The 22,231-nt window shown below is 45.3% G+C and carries 19 protein-coding genes; 11 read left to right on the forward strand and 8 right to left on the reverse strand.

Features of this window, described 5'->3' with window-relative positions; all coding sequences use genetic code 11:
• Positions 1–141 precede the first annotated feature (141 nt).
• The 6 genes from PLE34_RS00005 to PLE34_RS00030 all read left to right on the forward strand — a co-directional run bounded on the left by PLE34_RS00005 (position 142) and on the right by PLE34_RS00030 (position 6,941).
• Complete coding sequence (locus PLE34_RS00005) at positions 142–1,230, forward strand: acyltransferase family protein (protein ID WP_324552680.1); 1,089 nt, start codon at positions 142–144, stop codon at positions 1,228–1,230.
• Between the two features lie 420 nt (positions 1,231–1,650).
• Positions 1,651–2,325: a peptidylprolyl isomerase gene (locus PLE34_RS00010; protein ID WP_324552683.1), complete on the forward strand. Its 675-nt coding sequence runs from the start codon at positions 1,651–1,653 to the stop codon at positions 2,323–2,325.
• Positions 2,326–2,467: 142 nt separating this feature from the next.
• Positions 2,468–4,138: an alkaline phosphatase family protein gene (locus tag PLE34_RS00015; protein WP_324552686.1), complete on the forward strand. Its 1,671-nt coding sequence runs from the start codon at positions 2,468–2,470 to the stop codon at positions 4,136–4,138.
• Positions 4,139–4,398: 260 nt separating this feature from the next.
• Positions 4,399–5,190: a 3-keto-disaccharide hydrolase gene (locus PLE34_RS00020; protein WP_324552689.1), complete on the forward strand. Its 792-nt coding sequence runs from the start codon at positions 4,399–4,401 to the stop codon at positions 5,188–5,190.
• 5 nt (positions 5,191–5,195) lie between these two features.
• On the forward strand, positions 5,196–5,870 hold the full coding sequence (locus tag PLE34_RS00025) for an O-methyltransferase (RefSeq protein ID WP_324552692.1): 675 nt from the start codon (positions 5,196–5,198) through the stop codon (positions 5,868–5,870).
• Between the two features lie 255 nt (positions 5,871–6,125).
• Complete coding sequence (locus PLE34_RS00030; RefSeq protein ID WP_324552696.1) at positions 6,126–6,941, forward strand: ZIP family metal transporter; 816 nt, start codon at positions 6,126–6,128, stop codon at positions 6,939–6,941.
• Positions 6,942–7,360: 419 nt separating this feature from the next.
• Here the strand turns inward: PLE34_RS00030 and hisB are convergent, their stop codons facing one another.
• The 5 genes from hisB to hisG form a co-directional block, all read right to left on the reverse strand.
• Entirely contained in the window at positions 7,361–8,503 is a 1,143-nt protein-coding gene (hisB, locus tag PLE34_RS00035; RefSeq protein ID WP_324552699.1) for a bifunctional histidinol-phosphatase/imidazoleglycerol-phosphate dehydratase HisB, read from the reverse strand.
• A 67-nt stretch (positions 8,504–8,570) separates the two neighbouring features.
• Entirely contained in the window at positions 8,571–8,999 is a 429-nt protein-coding gene (locus tag PLE34_RS00040; protein ID WP_324552702.1) for a c-type cytochrome, read from the reverse strand.
• A gap of 21 nt (positions 9,000–9,020) precedes the next feature.
• Positions 9,021–10,079 (reverse strand): histidinol-phosphate transaminase, encoded by a 1,059-nt coding sequence (hisC, locus tag PLE34_RS00045; RefSeq protein WP_324552705.1) that lies wholly within the window; start codon positions 10,077–10,079, stop codon positions 9,021–9,023.
• Between the two features lie 238 nt (positions 10,080–10,317).
• Positions 10,318–11,589: a histidinol dehydrogenase gene (gene hisD, locus PLE34_RS00050; RefSeq protein WP_324552708.1), complete on the reverse strand. Its 1,272-nt coding sequence runs from the start codon at positions 11,587–11,589 to the stop codon at positions 10,318–10,320.
• A 148-nt stretch (positions 11,590–11,737) separates the two neighbouring features.
• The gene (hisG, locus tag PLE34_RS00055) at positions 11,738–12,589 is read right to left on the reverse strand and encodes an ATP phosphoribosyltransferase (protein ID WP_324552711.1); all 852 of its coding nucleotides are present in this window, start codon (positions 12,587–12,589) and stop codon (positions 11,738–11,740) included.
• A 537-nt stretch (positions 12,590–13,126) separates the two neighbouring features.
• Between hisG and PLE34_RS00060 the strand changes: the two genes are divergently transcribed.
• From PLE34_RS00060 to PLE34_RS00070, 3 genes are all read left to right on the forward strand, one after another.
• Positions 13,127–13,888, forward strand: coding sequence for a 3-keto-disaccharide hydrolase (locus PLE34_RS00060; RefSeq protein ID WP_324552713.1), 762 nt, complete (start codon positions 13,127–13,129; stop codon positions 13,886–13,888).
• A 184-nt stretch (positions 13,889–14,072) separates the two neighbouring features.
• Positions 14,073–14,546 carry a free L-methionine (R)-S-oxide reductase MsrC gene (gene msrC, locus PLE34_RS00065; protein ID WP_324552716.1) on the forward strand — a complete coding sequence of 158 codons (474 nt, stop codon included), beginning with the start codon at positions 14,073–14,075 and terminating at the stop codon, positions 14,544–14,546.
• A gap of 17 nt (positions 14,547–14,563) precedes the next feature.
• Positions 14,564–15,568, forward strand: coding sequence for an aldo/keto reductase (locus PLE34_RS00070; RefSeq protein WP_324552719.1), 1,005 nt, complete (start codon positions 14,564–14,566; stop codon positions 15,566–15,568).
• A gap of 987 nt (positions 15,569–16,555) precedes the next feature.
• Here PLE34_RS00070 and PLE34_RS00075 read toward each other — a convergent pair.
• Positions 16,556–17,821, reverse strand: coding sequence for a neutral/alkaline non-lysosomal ceramidase N-terminal domain-containing protein (locus tag PLE34_RS00075; protein WP_324552722.1), 1,266 nt, complete (start codon positions 17,819–17,821; stop codon positions 16,556–16,558).
• A gap of 133 nt (positions 17,822–17,954) precedes the next feature.
• Here PLE34_RS00075 and PLE34_RS00080 point away from each other — a divergent pair, with 133 nt between their 5' ends.
• The gene (locus tag PLE34_RS00080; protein WP_324552725.1) at positions 17,955–19,085 is read left to right on the forward strand and encodes an AI-2E family transporter; all 1,131 of its coding nucleotides are present in this window, start codon (positions 17,955–17,957) and stop codon (positions 19,083–19,085) included.
• 137 nt (positions 19,086–19,222) lie between these two features.
• Here PLE34_RS00080 and PLE34_RS00085 read toward each other — a convergent pair whose 3' ends face one another.
• On the reverse strand, positions 19,223–19,465 hold the full coding sequence (locus PLE34_RS00085; protein WP_324552728.1) for a hypothetical protein: 243 nt from the start codon (positions 19,463–19,465) through the stop codon (positions 19,223–19,225).
• A 106-nt stretch (positions 19,466–19,571) separates the two neighbouring features.
• Positions 19,572–21,533, reverse strand: a complete 1,962-nt coding sequence (locus PLE34_RS00090; RefSeq protein ID WP_324552731.1) for an acetoacetate--CoA ligase — start codon at positions 21,531–21,533, stop codon at positions 19,572–19,574.
• A gap of 273 nt (positions 21,534–21,806) precedes the next feature.
• On the opposite strand from PLE34_RS00090, the gene PLE34_RS00095 reads away from it, so the two are divergent.
• Complete coding sequence (locus tag PLE34_RS00095; protein WP_324552734.1) at positions 21,807–22,211, forward strand: hypothetical protein; 405 nt, start codon at positions 21,807–21,809, stop codon at positions 22,209–22,211.
• Positions 22,212–22,231 lie beyond the last annotated feature (20 nt).

Genomic DNA, 22,231 nt, shown 5'->3' on the forward strand with positions numbered 1-22,231 from the left:
AGAGTTTGTATGCCACCACCAGTATTTATTTGTATTATTTTTCATGATTGAGGCACAAATGTCTATGCTTTTTTGTTAAAAAAAAAATTTTGACTTAGTTTTTCAGAATTATTTTCATTCATCCCTAACGGATCACTTCAAATGTTACAAAAAAGACTGCTTTCGCTCGATTTCCTTCGTGGCTTAATTATGGTATTACTAGCCCTGGAAGCTTCAGGATTATACCATGTGCTGAATAACGCCGCAGAGGGAAGCTGGTGGCATGCCATTACCATACAGTTCGATCACCATAAGTGGAACGGGCTCCGGTTCTGGGACCTGATACAGCCGGGCTTTATGTTTATTGCCGGAACGGCTATGGCCTATTCCCTGCATAAACAACAGCAGAACGGCGTTCCCTGGATGCAATCTTTTCGCAAAGCATTGAGAAGAAGCGGCTGGCTGTTTTTTTGGGGCGTATTAGATTATGCCGTAAAAAAAGACGGGCTGGCTTTTGAGCTCTGGAATGTATTAACCCAGCTTTCTTTTACCATGCTGGTGGCTTTCCTGATCTTCAGGCTCAGCGTTAAAACACAAATCATTATTTGTGCGGGCATATTATTACTCACAGAAGCATTATACCGCTTTACCAACGTGCCGGGGTTCGATCAGCCTTTTACGGATCAGCACAACTTCGGTAATTATGTTGACCTGCTGTTAATGAATAAAATTAACCGTGGCGGCTGGGTAGCCATTAATTGTATTCCTACAGCCGTGCATACCATTGCCGGAGCACTGGCGGGAAAACTGCTGCTAAGCGAAAGCGGCCACAAAGCAAAGCAGCTACTGATCTGGGCGGCGATTTGCCTGGTAGTAGGTTTTGGTTTAGACTGGCTGCATATAACGCCTATCATTAAACGCATTGCCACCACATCCTTTACACTGGCTTCATTAGGCTGGTGCCTGCTGGCATTGGCCGCATGTTTCTGGTGGATTGATATCCGCAACCACCGTAAGCATCTTTTATTTTTTACAGTGGTGGGCATGAATTCGATTTTCATTTATCTGTTCTTTGAAATCGTAGGCAGCAGGTGGTTTAACGATTATGTTGCCGCCGTTACCAATGGATTGATGGGCATGGCGCACTTCCCTCAGTTGCTAATGGAGCTGATTACCTGCCTCACCATTTTCGCATTGGAATGGGGACTCTGCTATTTTTTATATAAGAAGAAGATATTTTTTAGATTGTAGGAGTGGAAAGCACGAAGCATAAAGCACTAAATCCGGAGGAATACAAAGAAACAAATAGCAAATAACAAAAGCCAAATAAATCTCAAAGGACAATATTCAAATTCGAAGCGGAATACAACCATAAACCACAAAAAAAAATTCGAAGGAGGCTGTCGGCAAGCGGCTAATTAATATTTTGATGTGCCACATGCAAAAATAATTCAATGATAAGGCCGTAGGCCTGTCTGCATATTGAAACTCCGGAATTTACAATACTGCCCGTGCGATGCAGATGAACGGAGCGTCGCAAGGAACGTTTCACCTGTGATTCAATAGCCGGCTTCCACAAAGTTTTTCTCCCCCTGATTGGTTCAATATTATTGGTGATCCGGCCAAAATGCAGCAGCAATAGTATTGGTAAAAGACGATACATTTGTTTCCATGAAAAACAGGTATTTCCGTTGGAGAGAAATATGCTTTGCCGGTTACTGGATAACTGCAATAATACTATGCGGAGGAATTGCCGGCTGCACTGCTCAAAAGGAATACGATAACCCCGTAGTGGTAATTGAAACAAAGTTTGGAAACATAACAGTGGAACTTTACCCGAAAAAAGCACCGGCTACCGTATCGGCATTTCTCCGGAATATGGATTCCGGCTATTTTAATAATAGTTCATTTTACCGGGTGCTGCGCAAAGACAACCAGGTAACCGGATCGCTGCATTCGTACCTCATACAGGGAGGTGTATGGCAATCCAATCCGGAATTGAAAAGTAAATTCAACCCTGTTCCGCACGAGTCTACCCAACAAACGGGCATACTCCATAAAAAGGGAACGATTTCAATGGCAAGAAACGAACCGGGAACTGCCACATCGGAATTCTTTATTTGTGTGGAAGATGAACCAGGCTTTGATTACGGGGGTAAAAACAATACAGACGGACTGGGTTACGCAGCTTTCGGCGAGGTGGTGGAAGGCATGGAAACAGTAATGAAAATTTACCGGCAGCCTGAAGATAAACAACGGTTTATTCCTCCAGTTACCATCCTCAACACATATCGGCTTCAGCAGGAAATTCCGGGAAATATTTCTCCATCTGACCAAGAAAAATGATATCGCCTATTTTAAATTCTTTTCCTATCTTTAATATTACTTAACCTTTTGATTAGCCTTTGTTAACATTTTGGATATATTGCATACGTATTTTTGCATAGCCTGTATAAACTCCGCACTACTTCATTTTTAAAATCACTTTATGAGAAAGGAAACCCTTCTTTACGCATTTATTATTTATTTTTTAGTTGCCTGCCAAACGCAAAGATCAGAAAGCTACCCGGCAGGTATAGAACATGTTATTGTAATTGGAGTGGATGGAATGAGCCCTGACGGCATACGCAACGCTACAACGCCGGTAATGGACAGCATGATTGCCGGCGGCGCCGTAAAATGGAACGTACGTACCGTATTAACTACTGCCAGCAGCCAGAACTGGGCTTCTATGATCATGGGAGCGGGTCCCGAACAACATGGCATAATTAATAACGATTGGGAAAGAGATGATCATACGCTTCCTCCCATAGTAGCGGGAAAGGAAGGCATATTTCCTTCTATCTTCGGGATCATCCGGGAGCAAAAGCCGGATGCGGAAATTGGAGCGGTTTACCACTGGAGCGGCTTCGGCAGACTATTTGAAAAGCAGGCGGTGAACTACGATAAAAAATTTTCAACGGAAGACTCCACAGCAGCCGATTTCATCAGCTATATCAAAACAAAAAAACCCACTTTCGGATTCGTGCATTTAGATCATGTTGACCATGCAGGACATCACGACGGACATGGCACACCACAATACTATACCGCAGTGGCAAAAGCGGATTCATTGATAGGCGAAGTATTGAAAGGCATTAAAGAAGCCAGTATGGAAGGAAGCACATTGGTGATCATTACTGCCGACCATGGCGGTATAGGCAAAGGGCATGGCGGACCCACGCCCGAAGAAGGGGAAATTGCCATGATACTGCACGGTAAAGACATAAAGAAAGGCTATAAAATTCAGCAGCAGGTATACACTTATGACCTTGCCGCCACCATTGCATTCGCCTTTAACCTTACACCACCTTATGCATGGATCGGCCGCCCCATTAAGCCCGCCTTTGAAGGTTTTGCCGAGCCGGCTAATTTATGGGAAGGAAAAGAAGTGATCGCGTCTCCCGTAATATTCCCTAAAAGAAATTTATACCAGCAGGCCGGCGGACTATACATTAACGAACCCGCCACGGTGAAGATGAACGCCATGACAGACAACAGTGTTATTCACTATACTTTAAACGGCGATATTCCTGACAGCAGCTCACCTGTATATAAAGAACCCTTTGCTGTTGACAGCACTACGGTGGTGCAGGCAAAAGCCTTCGATAATAAAGGCAATGAAAGCTTAGTAACCGCGGCCTATTTCAGAATACTGAGATCAGGTATGGATAACGGACTGAATGTTTCTTATTTCAAGGGCATGGGATGGAAACAACTGCCTTCCTTTGGAAAGCTTACGCCTTCAAAAAAATGGAACAGCTATGAATTTTCCGTTGACGAAAAAACAATTACGCCATTACTTGAAAAAGGTAACCGAACCTTTGGCCTGGTATACGATGGCTATATACAAATTGATACGCCCGGCAAATACCGTTTTTCTACGCAATCGGATGACGGCAGCAAACTGTTCATTAATAATAAAGAAGTGGTAAACAATGATGGCGATCATGGCGTAACGGAAGAAGCCGGCAATATTACATTAGACGCAGGACGCCATAAAATAAAAGTGGAGTTTTTTAACGCAGCGGGCGGTTACTGGCTGGATGTGTTTTACAAGGGACCCGGCATCGCCAAACAACTTGTTCCGGCAAATAAACTGTTCCTGAAAAAAGCCTGATGTGAATATGTGAACAGAAACACCCGGTGGAACACATAGAAGGATCATAGGGTACACACAGGGTTTTTTATTGTGTGGCTATGTGCCTGCTGTGCCTATGTGTTTTCTTTGAACTCATTCATCCGGATAAGTTAAAATGCCAAGATAAAGACTCTCATACCTGCCCGTTCGGCCAAGTCGGGGATGGCACGGATTTACACAGATGATCACAGATAGATTTGCCTGTTCTGCCAACACACTCTTTTTACTATCTTGCACCAATGAAGAAACTACTGATACTCATCTTTACGCTGATCACCGTTACCGCTTTTGCGCAGGACAAAAGAAAATGGAAACAGCTTTTTAACGGCAGGAACCTGAAGGGCTGGACCGTTAAGATCAGCGGGCATGAACTGAACGATAATTTCGGCAACACGTTTCGCGTGGAGGATGGAAAATTAGTAGTGTCTTACGATCAGTATACTTCCTTTAACGACCAGTTTGGCCATATCTTTTATAAAAAGCCGTATTCGTATTATTTACTTGCAGTAGAATACCGTTTCGTAGGCAAACAGGTTGACGGCGGCCCGGGGTGGGCGTATAAGAACAGCGGTATCATGCTGCATTGCCAGCCGCCCTCCACGATGCTTAAAGACCAGGACTTCCCTATTTCCATAGAAGACCAGTTGCTTGGCGGCGACTCCACCGGCGAAAGAACAACCTGCAACCTGTGCACACCCGGTACCAATGTAGAAATGGATGGAAAATTATTTACACCACATTGTATCAATTCCAATTCAAAAACATTTCGCAATGAAGAATGGGTAAGAGCTGAAGTGCTGGTGCTGGGTGATTCGGTAATACAGCAAATTGTGAACGGCGATACCGTGCTGGTATATCAAAAGCCACAGATAGGGGGAGGTGCGGTGAACAATTATGATCCTATGATGAAGAAAGACGGGCAACTGCTGAAAAGCGGTTTTATTTCACTGCAAAGCGAAAGTCACCCGGTTGAATTCAGGAAGGTGGAGATCATTGACCTGGAAAAACAATACAGGAAAAAAAGAAAGTAATCAATATGGATACAAATATTTTTGGCGCCGTAGACCAGTTCATCAATAACCTGTTTGTTAAGGAAGATGCCGCATTGCAGCAAACCAAACAGGCCATTATTGACGGCGATCTTCCTTTAATCAGCATTTCTGAAAACCAGGGAAAATTTTTGCATATCCTGGCGAGGCTCAGTAATGCTAAAAAAATATTAGAGATCGGCACACTGGGCGGCTATAGCACCATCTGGCTGGGCAGAGCGTTGCAGGAAGGCGGGCAATTGATTTCGCTTGAGCTGGATCAGCATCATGCGGATGTGGCCCTTGCCAACATTTCAAATGCGGGCTTAGGCAATAAAGTTAACATACGGGTTGGCAATGCGCTTGAGGAACTGCCCAAAATGAAAAAAGAAGGCGCCGGCCCTTTCGACCTTATTTTTATTGACGCCGATAAAGAACCGTATGCGGAATATTTTGAACTGGCTTTGCAACTGTCGCGCCCCGGCACGCTGATCATTGCCGATAATGTAGTGCGGGAAGGTAAAATATTAGAAGAAAACAGCACAGATACCAACGTAACCGGCGTACAACGCTTTATAAAACGAATGGCCGCCACCAGCGGGGTTACCGCCACCATCATTCAAACGGTGGGCAGCAAATACCATGATGGCATGGCGCTGGCGATCGTGAATGAAGCAGTGTAGCAGCGGTAGTAACAGCCTCCCGTATCGGGGGACACGGTGACACAGGCGACTTTCACATTTTTTTTGTCACACGAGACCATTGCGTCCCACGGAATAAGTAATAAACAACAAGCCCCGCGCAGTCTCTTACCAGAGGGTTAATGCTTTATAACAGCTTTGTATGTATATTTATGCGTTGGAAATTGAATACACATTATAGTAGTGGTAATATTTTAACCCGACACAAAGCAATACCATAACAGCACGATTTGAATTATGAAATTAGACTGGCTACTTGATTACAATCCGGTGTTACTGGCGCTTTTTGCTACCTTATTTACTTATTTTGTTACCGCCTTAGGCGCGTCTATGGTTTTCTTTTTTAAGAAAATCAACAAAAATATCCTGAATGCCATGCTGGGCTTCGCGGCGGGTGTAATGATAGCCGCGAGCTTTTGGTCGCTGCTGAAGCCGGCCATTGAAATGGCGGAAAAAAACGGCAGCATTCCCTGGGTGCCCGCAGTGGTTGGTTTTTTAGCAGGCGGCGCTTTTTTATTAATGGCAGATAAAGTATTACCCCACTTGCATATTGGCCGGCCTATGGCTAAAGCCGAAGGAATAAGAACTGCCTGGAAAAGAAGTGTGCTGCTCATTCTTTCTATTACCCTGCATAATATCCCGGAAGGGCTGGCGGTGGGCGTGGCATTTGGCGCTTTAGCCCACAACCCCGATATCGGCCTGCTTGCCGGCGCTGTTTCACTTGCCATAGGCATTGGATTACAAAATTTTCCTGAAGGCGCGGCCGTTTCCATACCCCTGCGCAGGGAGGGCTTTTCGAGACGAAGGGCTTTTTTTTACGGGCAGCTCTCCGGCATTGTGGAGCCCATTGCCGGGGTTGTTGGAGCCTACCTCGTTTTTACGGTTACCCCTTTGCTTCCTTACGCGCTTTCATTTGCTGCCGGCGCCATGATATTTGTGGTAGTAGAACAACTGATCCCGGAATCTCAAAGTGGGGATGAAACCGATCTGTCTACCATTGGGGCCATGCTCGGGTTCGCCACCATGATGGTATTGGATGTGGCTTTAGGCTAAAGTGCCGGTTGGAATACCGCATACAACTCATTCATTAAATTTTGTGAACGTTTTAAGTAAGCGCAGCTTTTTACCGGGGCGCTTAATAGGTAATATTTTCCAAAGGAGGTTATATAAACCATATCGAACCTGGAAAGCGGGAGCATTATATCGGTTGATGATATTGTACTTTACAATGCAGACACCGCGCAATCCCTAACCCTTAAGGGACCCAGGGCATTTAAAATATTATAGATATACAACCACAAAGCAAAACGCTGTTGCAATTTTACCTAACATCCTAAAAGGTTAATTTTTAATAAAGTGCCGGCACAAGTATAACACGACAAACATTTTAATCAATACAGTACAGTTCTGCGAGGCGTCTTCGCCTCGCAGAACTGTACTATCGCCTCCGGGCGATATCTGCACAAAGAGCATTATAATACCCCCTTCGTGCTCGGCAAATAGTTGCTCAGCGGGTCGCGCTTAACCGCCATGCGGATAGCTTTCGCGAACGCTTTGAATATCGCTTCTATTTTATGGTGCTCGTTATCGCCCCGGCATTCAATATTGAGGTTACATTTGGCGGCATCTGAAAACGATTTAAAGAAATGATAGAACATTTCCGTAGGCATCTCTCCTATCTTCTCGCGCTTAAATTCCGCATTCCATACCAGCCAGTTCCGCCCGCCAAAATCAATCAGCACTTTGGCATCGGCTTCATCCATCGGCAGGGCAAAACCATAGCGCTCCATACCTCTTTTATCTGCCAGCGCTTTGGCAAAAGCTTCTCCCAGCGCAATGCCGGTATCTTCAATGGTATGATGTTCATCAATATGCAGGTCGCCTTTGGTTTGAACAAATAAATCCATTTTACCATGACGGGCGATCTGCTCCAGCATGTGATCAAAGAAACCAATGCCTGTTGTAATATCCGCTTTCCCCGATCCGTCAATATTCAATGCCACGCTGATCTTTGTTTCATTGGTATTACGTTCAAGGGTAACCGAACGCAACCCCAGCTTCAAAAATTCATATATCCTGCTCCATTCGGTTGTTTCCAGGGCAATGGTATCCTGCAGTGCAGCTACTTTATCCGAAATTTCTTCAGCACCCAGCGCGGCATCGTTATTCAGCCATATGCCGCGGCAGCCCAGGTTCTTAGCCAGTTGAATATCGGTTATGCGATCACCGATAACAAACGAACCGGGAATATCATACGCCGGGTTATTCAAATACTGCGTAAGCATGCCAATGGCAGGTTTACGGGTGGGCGCATTCTCATGCGGGTAGGTTTTATCTATATGCACCGCGCTGAAAAAAATGTCTTCGCCTTCCAGGCTCTTCATCACCAGGTTATGCAAAGGCCAAAAAGTATCTTCCGGAAATTTGTCTGTGCCCAGCCCGTCCTGGTTACTCACCATCACCAGCTCATAATCCAGTTCCCTGGCAATTTTGGTCATGTATTCAAACATGTGCGGGTAAAAAGTAAGCTTGTCGTACGAATCTAACTGGTAGGTTGGTGGGTCTTCGTAAATCAATGTACCATCTCTGTCAATAAATAAAATCCGTTTTGCCATAATGCTTATTTCAGGAGTTTAGTTTAAGGTGTAAAGGTGTTATAAATAGTGATCTTAATTTAGTCTATCATATCTTCTTCTCCGCTCTCACTTTCTTTACTTCCCTTGCGGTAACCGCACTGGCTTTATTGCCAAAGCTATTCCGCACGTAGGTGAGCACATCGGCCACCTCCTGGTCGGTTAAATGCAGGTGAGGCGGCATGGGATTATGAAAAAGATCATCATCAATTTCTATAGGATCCGTTAAGCCGTTCACTACAATATTTATCAGCCGGTTCTTTGGGCCCAGTACCCACTCTGTTTGTGCCAGCGGCGGGTTCATACCCTGCACACCCAGTCCGTCCGGCTGGTGGCAGCCCAGGCATTCTTTCCCGTATATGGCTTTTCCCTTTTCCATTACGGCGGGCGGCGGCTTGGTTTGATCCAGGTCGAGGCTCAGCAAAATAAATAAAAGTGCTGCTATCACCACATTTACAGGAATCAGTCTTCTTCGCATATCATTTTTAAAAGCCTAAAATTACAATGCCGCACTGAAACTTTTTAAACTGTTTAGCAGGGCTTCGTTTTCAGCAGGACTGCCTACTGTTATCCGCAAACAGCCCTCACATAACTGCACATTACTGCGGTCGCGTACTACAATACCCTTATCCAGCAATGCGCGGTATACCGCCTTTGCATCCCTAACTTTTACCAGTAAAAAATTCGCGTCAGACGGGTACACCTGTTCTACCACACCAACGGATAACAGTTGCGCTGCCATCCTATCACGCTCTTTCACCAGTATCCGTATCATTTCATTCACATCTTCCACCTGGTCAAGTGCCTTCAGCACCAGGTCCTGCGTTGCCTGCCCGATATTATAAGGCGGCTTTATTTTATTGCATACAGCTATGATAGCTTCTCCCGCAAAAGCCATACCCAAACGTAATCCCGCGAGCCCCCAGGCCTTGGATAAAGTGTGCAATACCACCAGGTTGGGATATTCCGCGAGTTCCTGCACAAAAGACCGGTGGCGCGAAAAGTTGATATAGGCCTCATCAATAACCACGATGCCAGGGAAATTATTCAGCACGGTTTCCACATCCTCCCTGTGCAGCGAATTAGCCGTGGGATTATTCGGTGAACACAGCCAGATCAGCTTTGTAAAATCATCTACCCGGGTTTCCATATGCACCAGGTCTAACTGGAAATTTTCAAGCAGGGGCACTTTACGCAATTCCACATCATTGATATGAGCGCTCACTTCGTACATACCGTAAGTAGGTGGGCAAATAATCACATTGTCTTTCCCCGGATTGCAAAAAGCGCGGAACAAAATGTCAATGCATTCATCGCTGCCATTGCCCAAAAAAATATTTTTTGCCGGCACACCTTTTATAGCTGAAAGCTTTTCTTTTATTTTCAGTTGATGTGGGTCGGGGTAACGGTTATACCATTTCGTTGTTGGTGATCCCAGACTGTTTTCATTGGCATCTAAAAAGATTTTCGCCTCGCCGCTAAATTCGTCGCGCGCGGAAGAATAGGGAACCAACTGCTTTACATTTTCCCTTACCAGGTCGTTTACGTTAAAATTCATAGCCGTAATTCAATTTGTAGTTTATTGTTTGTGGTTTGTAGTTAGGAAACCCACTCACTACTGACGACTCACCACTCACATTGGAATTTATAGTTTTGCATTTGCAGTTTATCCTTAATCTCTCATTTTCAAATCACCCGCACTTCCACATTTATCTTTCCCTCCTTTAAACCTATGAGGCTTTCCCTCGCTGTAATTCCCCTCCCACAAACCTCATGGGGTTTTCCGCTCCCAATTCTCACATCCTCTTCCTCACCGCATTGGCATGCGCCTGCAGGCCCTCTGCTTCAGCCATACAAATTACAGTGGAAGCAAGATTTTTCAATCCTTCCTGTGTTAACTTTTGATAAGTGATCTTTTTTACAAAACTATCCACGCTTACGCCACTGTACGCTTTGGCGTACCCGTTAGTAGGCAGGGTATGATTGGTTCCGCTGGCGTAGTCGCCCACGCTTTCCGGCGAATAATTACCCAGGAACACGGAACCTGCATTCACTACCTGTTCCGCAACAGCCTCATCGTTGGCACAACTGATGATAAGGTGTTCGGGTGCATAGGCATTAATGAATGCCATACTCTCATGTATATTTTCAATTATAATTGCCCTACTGTTCTCTAATGCCTTTATGGCAATGTTTTTACGCGGCAGTTCATTTAATTGTTCATTCACCTCCCTGATCACCTGCTCCGCAACCTGCACGGAAGTGCTCACCAGCAATACCTGGCTATCGGGGCCATGCTCCGCCTGCGACAGCAGGTCAGCGGCAACATATGCTGCATTGGCGGTTTCATCGGCCAGCACGCATACTTCGCTCGGACCGGCGGGCATATCAATGGCAACGCCATAGCGTTGTACCAACTGCTTGGCGCAGGTTACATACTGGTTGCCCGGGCCAAAAATCTTATATACAGCAGGAATGGTTTCCGTACCGTAAGCCATAGCCGCAATGGCCTGTGCGCCGCCGGCTTTATATATTTGCGTAATGCCCGCCACCCCGGCCGCATATAATACAGCAGGATGAACAGTACCGTCTTTACCCGGCGGGGTACATAAAACAATTTCCCTGCAACCCGCCAGCACCGCCGGTATACCCAGCATCAGCACCGTGGAAAACAACGGCGCCGAGCCGCCCGGAATATACAATCCCACTTTTTCAATTCCCGTGTTTTTGCGCCAGCACTGCACGCCCGGCATGGTTTCTATTTTTTCAACCGGTTGTACCTGTGCGGCATGAAATTTTTCTATATGCTCTTTTGCCTGCAAAATAGCGGACTTCAGTTCGGTGGTTAATTCCTGCCCTGCCGCTGCTATTTCTGCGTTGGATACTTTAATCTCTTTCAGTAACACCCCGTCAAAACGTTGGGTGAGCTCAACCAGCGCTTTATCCCCGTTTTGTTTCACATTGTTCAGCACCTCCAGCACAGCAGCTTCCAGCGTGGAATGATCCAGCGCCGGCCGTTGCAGCAATGCTGGCCATTCGTTACGCGGGGGATGGATGATAATGTTCATGGAACGGTTTGAAATTAATATAGTTTATTGTTTGTGGTTTATCGTTGATGGTTGCATTTGTTTTCGGATTTCGAATTTATTTGGTTCTTGTTTTTTGATTATTGGGTCTTCTACCTCGGATTTCGGATTTTCCCTTTTGGATTTGCACCTACATCACCATTTTCTCAATGGGCACCACCAGTATACCCTGTGCGCCTGCGGCTTTTAACCTTTCTATTTTATCCCAAAATTCATCTTCGCTCAATACACTGTGCACTGAGCTCCATCCCTTATCTGCCAAAGGCAATACCGTAGGGCTTTTCATGCCAGGCAGCAAACCAATGATCTCATCTAACTTATTGTTGGGAGCGTTCAATAAAATATATTTATTGTTCTTCGCTTTTCTTACGGCGTGTATACGAAACAGTAACTTATCAAGTACCTGCTGCTGAACCGCATCGAAATTATTATGCCGGATAAGCACTGCCTGCGATTGCAGTATGGTTTCCACTTCTTTCAGTCCGTTGGTAAGCAGGGTAGACCCGCTGCTCACTAAGTCGCAGATGGCGTCGGACAAACCGATGCCGGGAGCAATTTCCACGGATCCGCTGATCTCATGTATTTCAGCATTCACCTTATTCTTTTTCAGGAACTGCCGGGTCAGGTGCGGATAGCTGGTAGCAATGCGCCGGCCTTCGAGCGATTGTATGTTATTATACTGTTCGCCTCTTACCACGGCAATGCTCAGCCTGCAACCGCCGAATCCCAACTGTTCAACGGTTTTTACCAACTTGTTCTTTTCATATACTACATTCTCACCCACAATGCCAATATCGGCTACCCCGTCTTCCACATATTGGGGAATATCATCATCCCTCAAAAAAAATACCTGCAGCGGAAAATTGGTAGCTTCTGTTTTGAGCTTGTTGGCACCGTTGGAAATGGCGATGCCGCATTCTTTGAGCAGCTTCATCGAATCTTCATGCAGCCGTCCCGATTTTTGTATAGCCAGTTTAAGCATTGTCTGATGGGTTTAAAATAAAAAAGACCTACCGAACGGTAAGCCTCTAACATGTTGTATTGAAATCTGCACATACAGCACCGGCCTACCCTTTGGGCAAGAAATGATGGTGGTGATGTGTGCGATGAATCATTATTGTTTCGTTTTAACCGCGCAAAAATAAGGCACAGGTTTTACCTGGCAAAATTTATGTCGGTTCTTTTACGGGTTTCACGCAAAGGAGCAAAGGAAGGTTAAGTGCTGTTTTAAGTATGAAATCATAAGTACAGACTATACGTCCCTCTGTGCCACCCTGCCTCCGTGGTTCTATGTTTCACGCAATACGCGCGAAGGAGCAGAGGATAAAGGGGGTATGACATTACAGTCAGGAATCTGCTACTTCCTGCCCTTTGTTTTTGCGGTAACTTTTTGTATAACCATAAACTATAAATTAGAAATCTTCAAACTTTTAATTCGTTGCGCGTTTGTTAAAACCGGCATCTAAACAAATTATTTTATAAATTGTACCCTCTTTTATACACGCAACAAATTTTAACTATGATCATTCGTTTATCTAAAATTGTAATGAGCGCTTGTTTATGCTTCGCTGTTTCCGCAGGTTTTGCACAAAAAGCACCCCGGGAAGGCGACCCTAAATTAACCGAATACTGGGATCCCGCAGTACGTGTCATCACTCCCGGCAAAACCGCCGCTGATGCGCCTTCAGACGCTATTGTATTGTTTGACGGCAAAGACGCTTCCAAATGGAAATCGCAAAAAGACGGTGGAGCCGTAAAATGGAAAATCGAAGATGGCGCTCTGGTGGTAGTTGGTGGTACCGGCGGTATAGAAACAAAAGATGGTTTTGGCGATTGCCAGTTGCATATTGAATGGCGTACCCCTGCTGTAGTAAAAGGAGAAAGCCAGGGACGCGGTAACAGTGGTATTTTTTTGATGGGCAGATACGAACTGCAGGTTTTGGATAATTACAACAACCGCACTTATGCTAACGGGCAGGCTGCCAGCATTTATAAACAAACACCTCCTTTGGTAAATGCTTCCCGCGGACCGGGCGAATGGCAAACCTATGATATACTGTTTACCGCTCCCACTTTCCAGGAAGATGGTACCGTTAGAACACCCGCAAAAATTACCGTATTTCATAATGGCGTTATTGTGCAAAACAATACTACCATCTGGGGCAGTACGCAATATGTGGGCACACCCAATTACGAAAAGCATAGTGCTAAAGAACCAATCAGCTTACAGGACCACGGCAACCCCGTGGCTTTCAGGAATATATGGATTAGACCGTTGTAGAAATTTGAAAATACGGCAATTTGAAAATTTGAAAATGTGGTCGGTACCCGACAGAAGGAGGGTCAGATCACATGTGGGTATATACGCCTCGTAACCTGAAATATATTGCTGTGTCAAACGTGAAAAGAGGAAGGCAGAAAACAGTATGCTTTCCCTGCACCCAGTAACTTGCTACCTTTACAGTATGGCAGAAGATCTGATCATTGCAACGGGTTCCAAAGCGGAGCAATACCAGGCGCTTATTCCACAGGTAAAAGCACTGATAGAGGGCGAGCGCGACCTGGTGGCCAACCTCGCGAATATAGCCGCTGCCCTGAAAGAACAGTTTGGCTGGTTTTGGGTAGGGTTTTACATCGTTAAGGATACTGAGCTGGTAGTAGGCCCTTTCCAGGGACCGGTAGCGTGTACCCGTATCCGTAAGGGAAGGGGCGTGTGTGGCGCCGCCTGGGAAAAGGCACAAACGATCATCATTCCCGATGTTGGGCAATTTCCGGGACATATTGCCTGCAGCAGCCTGTCGAAATCGGAAATTGTTGTGCCTGTTATCAGAAACAATATAGTAGTGGGCGTACTGGACGTCGACAGTAATGCTTATAACCAGTTCGATACTACCGACCGGCAATACCTTGAACAGATCGTAGCGTTAATACAATGGTAATGATATAAAAATATATTATGCAATACAGAAGATTGGGCAACACCCATGAACAATTATCCGCTATTGGCTTAGGCTGCATGGGTATGAGCTACGCCTACGGACCAACAGATGACACGGAAAGCATCGCTACGCTGCATAAGGCTTTAGACCTGGGTATCAATTTCTGGGATACAGCCGATATGTATGGCAACGGAAAAAATGAAGAGCTGATATCGCAGGTATTGACCACTAACCGCGATAAGGTTTTTATTGCCACTAAATTTGGTTTTCGCTTTAAAGACAGTACACCGGGGCATAGCGGCCTGCCAGGCACCTATGTTGACGGATCGCCGGCTTATATAAAAACGGCTGTTGAAAAAAGCCTGCAACGCTTAAAAATTGAAACCATTGATCTGTACTATGCTCACCGCATAGATAAAAATATTCCTATAGAAGAAACCGTTGGCGCCATGTCCGGCCTGGTGAAAGAAGGGAAGGTGCGCTACCTCGGGTTGAGCGAGGCTTCCGCCCAATCTATCCGGAAAGCACATGCCGTTCACCCTATCGCTGCATTACAGAGCGAATATTCATTACTGAGCAGGGACATAGAAGGTGAAATAATGGATACGGTACGTGAACTGGGTATTTCATTGATCCCTTATTCGCCGCTGGCACGCGGAATTATTACTGCCACGGTAAACGATCCCACGCAACTGGCGGCAGATGATTTCCGCCGCACATTACCCCGTCTCAATGAAGAACATCTGCAAAACAATGTGCAATTGGTAAACGCATTTGCAACGCTGGCTAAAGACAAAAATGCAACGCCGGCACACCTTGCCCTGGCATGGGTATTGGCGCAGGGTGATCATATTATACCCATACCCGGTACTAAAAAAAGAAAATACTTAGAAGAGAATGCAGGCGCGGTAGATATTCATTTATCAGCTAATGATTTGAAAAAGATCAATGATGTAATTGCCCGCTATCCTAATGTAGGCAACCGGTATAGCGATGGCGCTATGAAGCTGGTGAATCAGTAGGCGTAGCTGTCAGCCGTCAGGTATCAGAGCTATCGGGTGAGTAGCTACTAACGACAGGATGAATACCAGAATGGTGAGTGGTGAGTATTACACAGGTTACAGATTGCAAGTTTCAGGGGGAAATCCGTTTCAATGTTGGATTTATCGTTTATGGCTGGTGGTTTATGGTTGCATTGGCTTCGGATTTGAACGTCATTGCGAGACCCTAAACGGATCTGAATGATGTCTACTATATTTTAAAGGGTCGAAGCAATCTCCAAGGCCGGAGACGAATTCATATTTCTTTAAATTGGCTTACTGCTCCGCTGCGCTTCAGGCAGATTGTCTACCTGCCGGCAGGCAGGCTTCGGCGTGCATAGTTCTTCTAATTATCCGGCATATTTTTGACGCCTCGCAAAGACGGGCCTTTTCTGGCTTCTATTCTTTTTAGTTTACAGTTTATAGTTGTATCCACTTCGGATTTAATATTTGAGATTTATTTGGTTCTTGTGATTTGTCTTTTGGTGCTTTGTATTCTCTTCGAATTTCGGATTTGAAGTTTCGGATTTGATTTTGTCTGTCATGGTGAGTAAACCATAAGCTCCCTTAAGCACTTTGAAAATGACATGGTGTTTCATTGGCGGTAACAAGCCATCTGTATTTTGACTTTAACTGTTTGTTACTTTTTTTGCGGAAAAAAAGTAACCAAAAAAGCCGCCCGAAATCAATATACAGCCCGATTTCGGGAAGGAGCCCTGATGAAGCCTTAGTGCTGCTGTGATTTCAGCTTCATTTCGCTGCTGCTTTCTCATTTTTCAGTAGTCCGCAGTATAGCTGTTTGATTTGAGCGTTGAGATTGTATTTAGCTTCGAATTTTATACTTGAATTTTATCCGTCCCGGCGGACAAGCTTGCCTGCCGCAGGCAGGTTTGTTTTTTGTGATTTGTTCCTGGTGCTTTGTATTCTCTTCGGATTTAGAATTTTCGGCTTCGGATTTGATTTCACCTGTCATTGCTCCCCATCCCGCTCCGCCAGCTCCGTGAGTACCTGCATCATGGCGGCTCCGGCTGCTTCGCCCGGCGACATACCGGTAAGGTAAGGAGCGGCATGCAGCCTGGTGCCTGGTTCAAAAAAATCGGGTTTCAGAATATAGCCCAGCTCATCCTGCCCTAAGCCTATAATGAATTTTGGCCCGTTATTGGTCATTAATTGCTTGGTGGCGAAAGCATATAAAGGAGAGGTTTCACCCGGATGCGTGGCAAATACCGCGTTGCCGATAGTAAACCAGGCAATTTCGGTAGGAGTGCCGTCGCTGATATCTCTCTTAATTATTCCCGCGGCGGTCATTTGCTTAAACCCGTTATTGTTAACCGGTATCTCAAAACGGCGTGAAGCAAAGGATATAGCGGTTCCCTCTAATTTCTTCGCTTGCTTTAATGCCCCGGTAACTGCAGTAGCAAGCGCGGCTCCTTTCTTTTCCGCTTCTTCAAAGGTACGCGCCACTTTTTCAGGCTGCACCCATCCTCCTATCGCACCCTGTACGTATAAGTTGATGCCACCCGCATTTTTCTTCATTTGTTTATAAAACCCGGAAGGAAAGTCGGCGCTCACCAATGTATTTTCTCTTCCCAAAAAAGTAGGATGGCAGGCAAAATTAGTAAGTGTGGCAATATTCTTTCCACCGGAAGTGGTAAACTGCATAATGCTAACCGAACGATCAACTTCGGTGCTGTCTGAAACATTCTCTACCCATCCTTCCCCGAATACGGTATCGGCATATTTTGCCACAGCCGCCTGCCGCCGCTTCCATGCTTTTTCGATCACCTCCGCGGTAGTCTTAACTAAAAAGCGGATATACCCGCTGTCTGTTCCGGTATGCGCCACATCCATTCCCCATATGCCAATTACATCCGGACCGGAATGGGTGTGCGTAGAAGAAACAATGATTTGTTCTGCATTGAATACATCAGGCGGGAGTTTTAATTCCACCGCATCTCTTATTTGCTGCACAACAGGATAGGGCAAACCTATACAATCTATAGTAACAAGTGCCAGTGCGTTGAGCCTGTTGGCCACTACTACCGCTTTTACAAAAAGATTGTCGTGCACGCCTGTGCTCCTGCGGTTCTGATCATAACCGGCGAGAAAGCTTTCATTGGGCGGATTGATTACCGCCTCGGCCGCACCTGCCAGAAGGCGGCCCGGCGCACCGGTTTGAGCGGTAAGTGCAGCAACTGTAAAAAAGAAAATAAGGAATGGGAATACCTTTTTCATAACTGCGTTCTTTATTTAAAAATAAGTAATTTGCCTGCTACTTAATTATATTTTCACTATGCTAACCAACCGTTGCGGTTTTTTATTGAACTGGCATATTTTTTATACTTAACTTGTTAACAATACCTGACGTATGAAACAATTGCCTTTAACTGTAACACGTTCTATAGAGCTTTTGGGGTTATGTTTACTCATAGCCCTTTTTTCTGTGGCCAATTCCATCATTATGCCCCTGCTGATGGCTTTTTTCATCAGCCTTATGCTATTGCCGCTGTTCCGTTTTTTGCGAAAAATAAAAATCCCTGAGCTCATTGCTATCGTACTGGTTATTTTAACAGCCGCCCTTATCATCATAGCCATACTGGCATTTTTTTCCCTGCAGATCGCTTCTCTTGTAAAAGATTTTCCCCAATTAGAGAAAAACCTTAACCTACACTGGACTACACTGAGCAACTGGATCAACAGGAACCTGAATCTTTCTGCCGACCAGCAAATTAAAGTGCTGCAGGAACAGGGTGGCAAGTTGCTCAATAACGCGGGCTCTTACCTGAGCGGAGCGGCAGTATCCATTACCGGCGTATTTGTATTTATGGGGCTGCTCCCTATTTATATTTTTCTCATCCTCTTTTACAAAAATCTTTTACTGCGTTTTATTTTTTTGTGGTTTAACAGGGACGATCACCCGCAGGTAGAATCGGCGCTGCGCGAAACGGAAGTAATGGTTAAAAGTTACCTGATGGGCTTAGTGATACAGGTAACCTATATGACCGTTTTACTGGGAGGCATTTTAATGATCATAGGAATCAAGCATGCCATGCTTATCGCTATCATCTTTGCCATACTTAATCTTATTCCTTATGTGGGCGCCCTCATTGGCAATGTCATCGGGGTATTGCTTACGCTTACTTCCTCCAGTGAACTATGGCATATTTTTGCCGTGCTAATCGTAATTACTGTTGTACAATTCTTAGACAATAATATCCTCATGCCACGCATTGTAGGCTCTAAAGTAAAGATCAACGCCCTGGTAAGCATCATAGGCGTTATTATCGGCGGCACGCTTGCCGGCGTTTCGGGCATGTTCTTATCGCTGCCTATGATTGCCATACTTAAAATTATTTTTGATCATACTACCGACTTCCGGCACTGGGGTATTTTACTGGGTGATGAACGCCCCGGCCTCAGCCCCATGACCAACCCGGCGGTGAGGTTAAGAAACCGGCATGTAAGAAAGCCCGATACGGAAGAAGAAAAGGAAGATTGAAAGATTTGAAATTTGAGGTGCCTGGCATATAGTGAATATGTTTTGCCTGATCTCCTTCGTGGCAGGGTATTTTATGTACTTAGCTGCATTGTTGCTATTAAGCTACAGTTGCCACGCTCGCTTGTGCAACACCAATGCTATTCTGCTTTCCCACCTGCAGATAATAAATCTTTCATAAACATCATTACGTGACCCTGAACTGATCTGAATAATGCGTAATAATTTTTAAGAGTTGAAGCCTGCCTACCGGCAGTAGGTAATCTCACAATGGCAGAGTCCGATTTATATTTCTTTGTAGATGGCTTACTACTCCGCTTCGCTTCAATGGGATTGTCTACCTGCCGGTAGGCAGGCCACGGCGTGTATAGTTCTCCTAACATCCGGCATGTGTTTGACGCCTCGCAAAAACGGACCTTTTATGAACGGCACTCTGCAACCTGCAACCTATACCCTGCAACCTGCAACCTGAAACCTACACCCTCCCCCCTATTTCTTCACCACAAATGTTTTGAAGAATTCCAGCGACTCCGGGTTTTTTACTGAACCGGTGTTTACTGATTTCTCCAATGGCCTGCCCATTAGTATCTTCTTAACGGGCATTTCCATTTTTTTACCGCTGATGGTATACGGAATATCATTTACCGCGATTATCTCATCGGGCACATGACGTGGGGAATAAGTGCTGCGTAATGTTCTTTTGATGGTATCTTTTATTTCCGCGGTTAAGCTGTGGTTTTCTTTCATCACCACAAATAAGGGCATATAATCGCCGCCACCGGGCAGTTCAATATTAACGATCAGGCTGTCTTTAATTTCCGGGATCGTATCTACCGCCCGGTATATTTCCGCCGTACCAATACGTACGCCCTGCCTGTTAAGCGTAGCGTCTGACCGGCCGAGAATAACCACCCCGTTCTGCGGCGTTATTTTCACCCAGTCGCCATGCCGCCATATCCCGGGATAGGTTTCGAAATAACTGGAAAGATATTTTTCAAACTGTTGATCATTCCAGAAAAATACCGGCATGGAGGGCATGGGTTTGGTAATTACCATTTCTCCCACCTCATTCCATAAACGATTACCCTCTTCATCCAGCGCATACAGATCGCAACCCAAAGCCCTGCATTGAATTTCTCCTTCGTATACCGGCAACAGGGGGCACCCGCCTACAAACGCGGTGCACACATCCGTGCCGCCGCTCATGCTGCACAGCCACAGGTCTTTCTTTATTTTTTCATACACATAATCAAACCCTTCCTGCGGCAGCGGCGACCCGGTAGCGCTTACAGAACGCAATGCAGAAAGATCGCCGTACTCACCCGGAAGTATACCCGCTTTTTTACAGGCCATGATAAAAGGCGCGCTGGTACCAAAATGATGCACCCCTGCGTTAGCAGCCATCCGCCACAGTACGCTGATATCAGGGTAGCCGGGGCTGCCATCGTACAATACAATGGTAGCACCCGTAAGCAGGGCCGCGTGCAGGTAGTTCCACATCATCCAGCCGGTGGTGGTAAACCAGAAAAAAACTTCACCGGGCTGCACATCATTATGAAAAGCCAGGTATTTAAAATGTTCAAGCAATACACCGCCATGACTATGCGTGATGGCTTTGGGAATACCAGTTGTGCCGGAAGAATATAATATCCATACAGGATGATCAAAAGGAACAGCGGTAAACCGCAAACCTGTATAGGAGGTTTGCATCACTTCATCCCATAACACGGTATCCGGCACGTCCTGCATATCAGTGTCATTAGCCGCATAAGGGATCCGTATTAATTTTTCAACCGAGGGAAGCGCCTCCCTGATGGCTTTCACTTCTTCCCTCCGGTTGAATATTTTTCCATTATACATATATCCATCCACCGCAATCAATATTCTGGGTTCAATTTGCTGAAAACGTTCCATTACGCTTCCTGCTCCAAAATCGGGCGAACAACTGCTCCATACCGCACCAACACTCATAGCGGCCAGTAACGAGATGGTAGCCTCGGGAATATTGGGTAAATAGGCCGCAATCCTGTCACCAGGCTGTATACCCTGCTGTATAAAAAAGCTTTGCAATGCAGCTACCTTGTGTTTCAGCTCTTCCCAACTCACGGATGTAAGCGGGTGCCGCTCGGATTGAAATAACAGCGCAGGACGTTCGGCTGTTGCATTGCGAAAAATGTGCTCCGCATAATTCAATGTACCTCCTTCAAACCATTTTGTATGCGGCATGTGATCTTCGCTCATTACGTTCCTGCATGGAGCGTGATGGATGAGCTTAAAGTAATCTGAAATGCTCTGCCAGAAATCAACCGGATGTTCAACAGACCATTTCCATAAAGTATCATAATCTTTACATTCAAGGCTCAAATTATCTTTTAACCATTGCATATATTCTGCAAGATTGGAATTGACCTTAAATTGTTCTGAAGGTTGCCATAATATAGGTGAGGGCATAGTGTGCTAAGATAAATTAATTACTGGCAATATAAAACGCCAGCCGACCCTTCCTTCGTCAGGATAACAGGCAATAGATTTTTAGTTCGGCATTGGCACAAAATGCTCAACGCTATTACAGGGTAGTATAGCACACAAATACCGGTTGTACCAATTTTAAGCGGGGTGCCGCTCTATTTGTTATATAAAAGTAAAGATTTGGCGTAGTTTTTTCTGTAACTGTACTTTTGTACCGGTATACCCGTCATAACAATACATAAAACAACACCCGGCTTGAAGAAAATACTACTTATACCCCTTTTAGTGGCTTTCTGCAGCACTGGCTTTGCTCAAAAGGTAGACAGTATCTATTTTAACTTGTATACCGACAGCCTGAAAAAAGGAACCTACAATTATATTAATATCATTGGAAAGCTTTCGAACGGTAGTTTCCGCCCTATGGACAGCACCCAGCTCATTTTCACTTCCTCCTACGGGAAATTTTATGGCAACAGCCTGTGGCTGCCTTTTGAACCTGCTGTTGAAAAAGTAGAGATCACTGTTAAATCCCGGCAAAATCCTTCGCAAATACTATACCGTACCATTTATATAAAAAAAGCGGACGACGATGCGAAGCTGAAAACCGTGGATGAAATAATGGCTGAACCGCCAAAGCGTACGAAACGCAGAAAGAATTAGTATAACTGATTTTGCTTATT

The organism is Agriterribacter sp. (assembly GCF_035445465.1).
Lineage (GTDB): Bacteria > Bacteroidota > Bacteroidia > Chitinophagales > Chitinophagaceae > Agriterribacter.

Coding starts and splice junctions, on each gene's coding strand:
- PLE34_RS00005 (WP_324552680.1), top strand. CDS start 142: ATGTTACAAAAAAGACTGCTTTCGCTCGATTTCCTTCGTGGCTTAATT.
- PLE34_RS00010 (WP_324552683.1), top strand. CDS start 1,651: ATGAAAAACAGGTATTTCCGTTGGAGAGAAATATGCTTTGCCGGTTAC.
- PLE34_RS00015 (WP_324552686.1), top strand. CDS start 2,468: ATGAGAAAGGAAACCCTTCTTTACGCATTTATTATTTATTTTTTAGTT.
- PLE34_RS00020 (WP_324552689.1), top strand. CDS start 4,399: ATGAAGAAACTACTGATACTCATCTTTACGCTGATCACCGTTACCGCT.
- PLE34_RS00025 (WP_324552692.1), top strand. CDS start 5,196: ATGGATACAAATATTTTTGGCGCCGTAGACCAGTTCATCAATAACCTG.
- PLE34_RS00030 (WP_324552696.1), top strand. CDS start 6,126: ATGAAATTAGACTGGCTACTTGATTACAATCCGGTGTTACTGGCGCTT.
- hisB (WP_324552699.1), bottom strand. CDS start 8,503: ATGGCAAAACGGATTTTATTTATTGACAGAGATGGTACATTGATTTAC.
- PLE34_RS00040 (WP_324552702.1), bottom strand. CDS start 8,999: ATGCGAAGAAGACTGATTCCTGTAAATGTGGTGATAGCAGCACTTTTA.
- hisC (WP_324552705.1), bottom strand. CDS start 10,079: ATGAATTTTAACGTAAACGACCTGGTAAGGGAAAATGTAAAGCAGTTG.
- hisD (WP_324552708.1), bottom strand. CDS start 11,589: ATGAACATTATCATCCATCCCCCGCGTAACGAATGGCCAGCATTGCTG.
- hisG (WP_324552711.1), bottom strand. CDS start 12,589: ATGCTTAAACTGGCTATACAAAAATCGGGACGGCTGCATGAAGATTCG.
- PLE34_RS00060 (WP_324552713.1), top strand. CDS start 13,127: ATGATCATTCGTTTATCTAAAATTGTAATGAGCGCTTGTTTATGCTTC.
- msrC (WP_324552716.1), top strand. CDS start 14,073: ATGGCAGAAGATCTGATCATTGCAACGGGTTCCAAAGCGGAGCAATAC.
- PLE34_RS00070 (WP_324552719.1), top strand. CDS start 14,564: ATGCAATACAGAAGATTGGGCAACACCCATGAACAATTATCCGCTATT.
- PLE34_RS00075 (WP_324552722.1), bottom strand. CDS start 17,821: ATGAAAAAGGTATTCCCATTCCTTATTTTCTTTTTTACAGTTGCTGCA.
- PLE34_RS00080 (WP_324552725.1), top strand. CDS start 17,955: ATGAAACAATTGCCTTTAACTGTAACACGTTCTATAGAGCTTTTGGGG.
- PLE34_RS00085 (WP_324552728.1), bottom strand. CDS start 19,465: ATGTTAGGAGAACTATACACGCCGTGGCCTGCCTACCGGCAGGTAGAC.
- PLE34_RS00090 (WP_324552731.1), bottom strand. CDS start 21,533: ATGCCCTCACCTATATTATGGCAACCTTCAGAACAATTTAAGGTCAAT.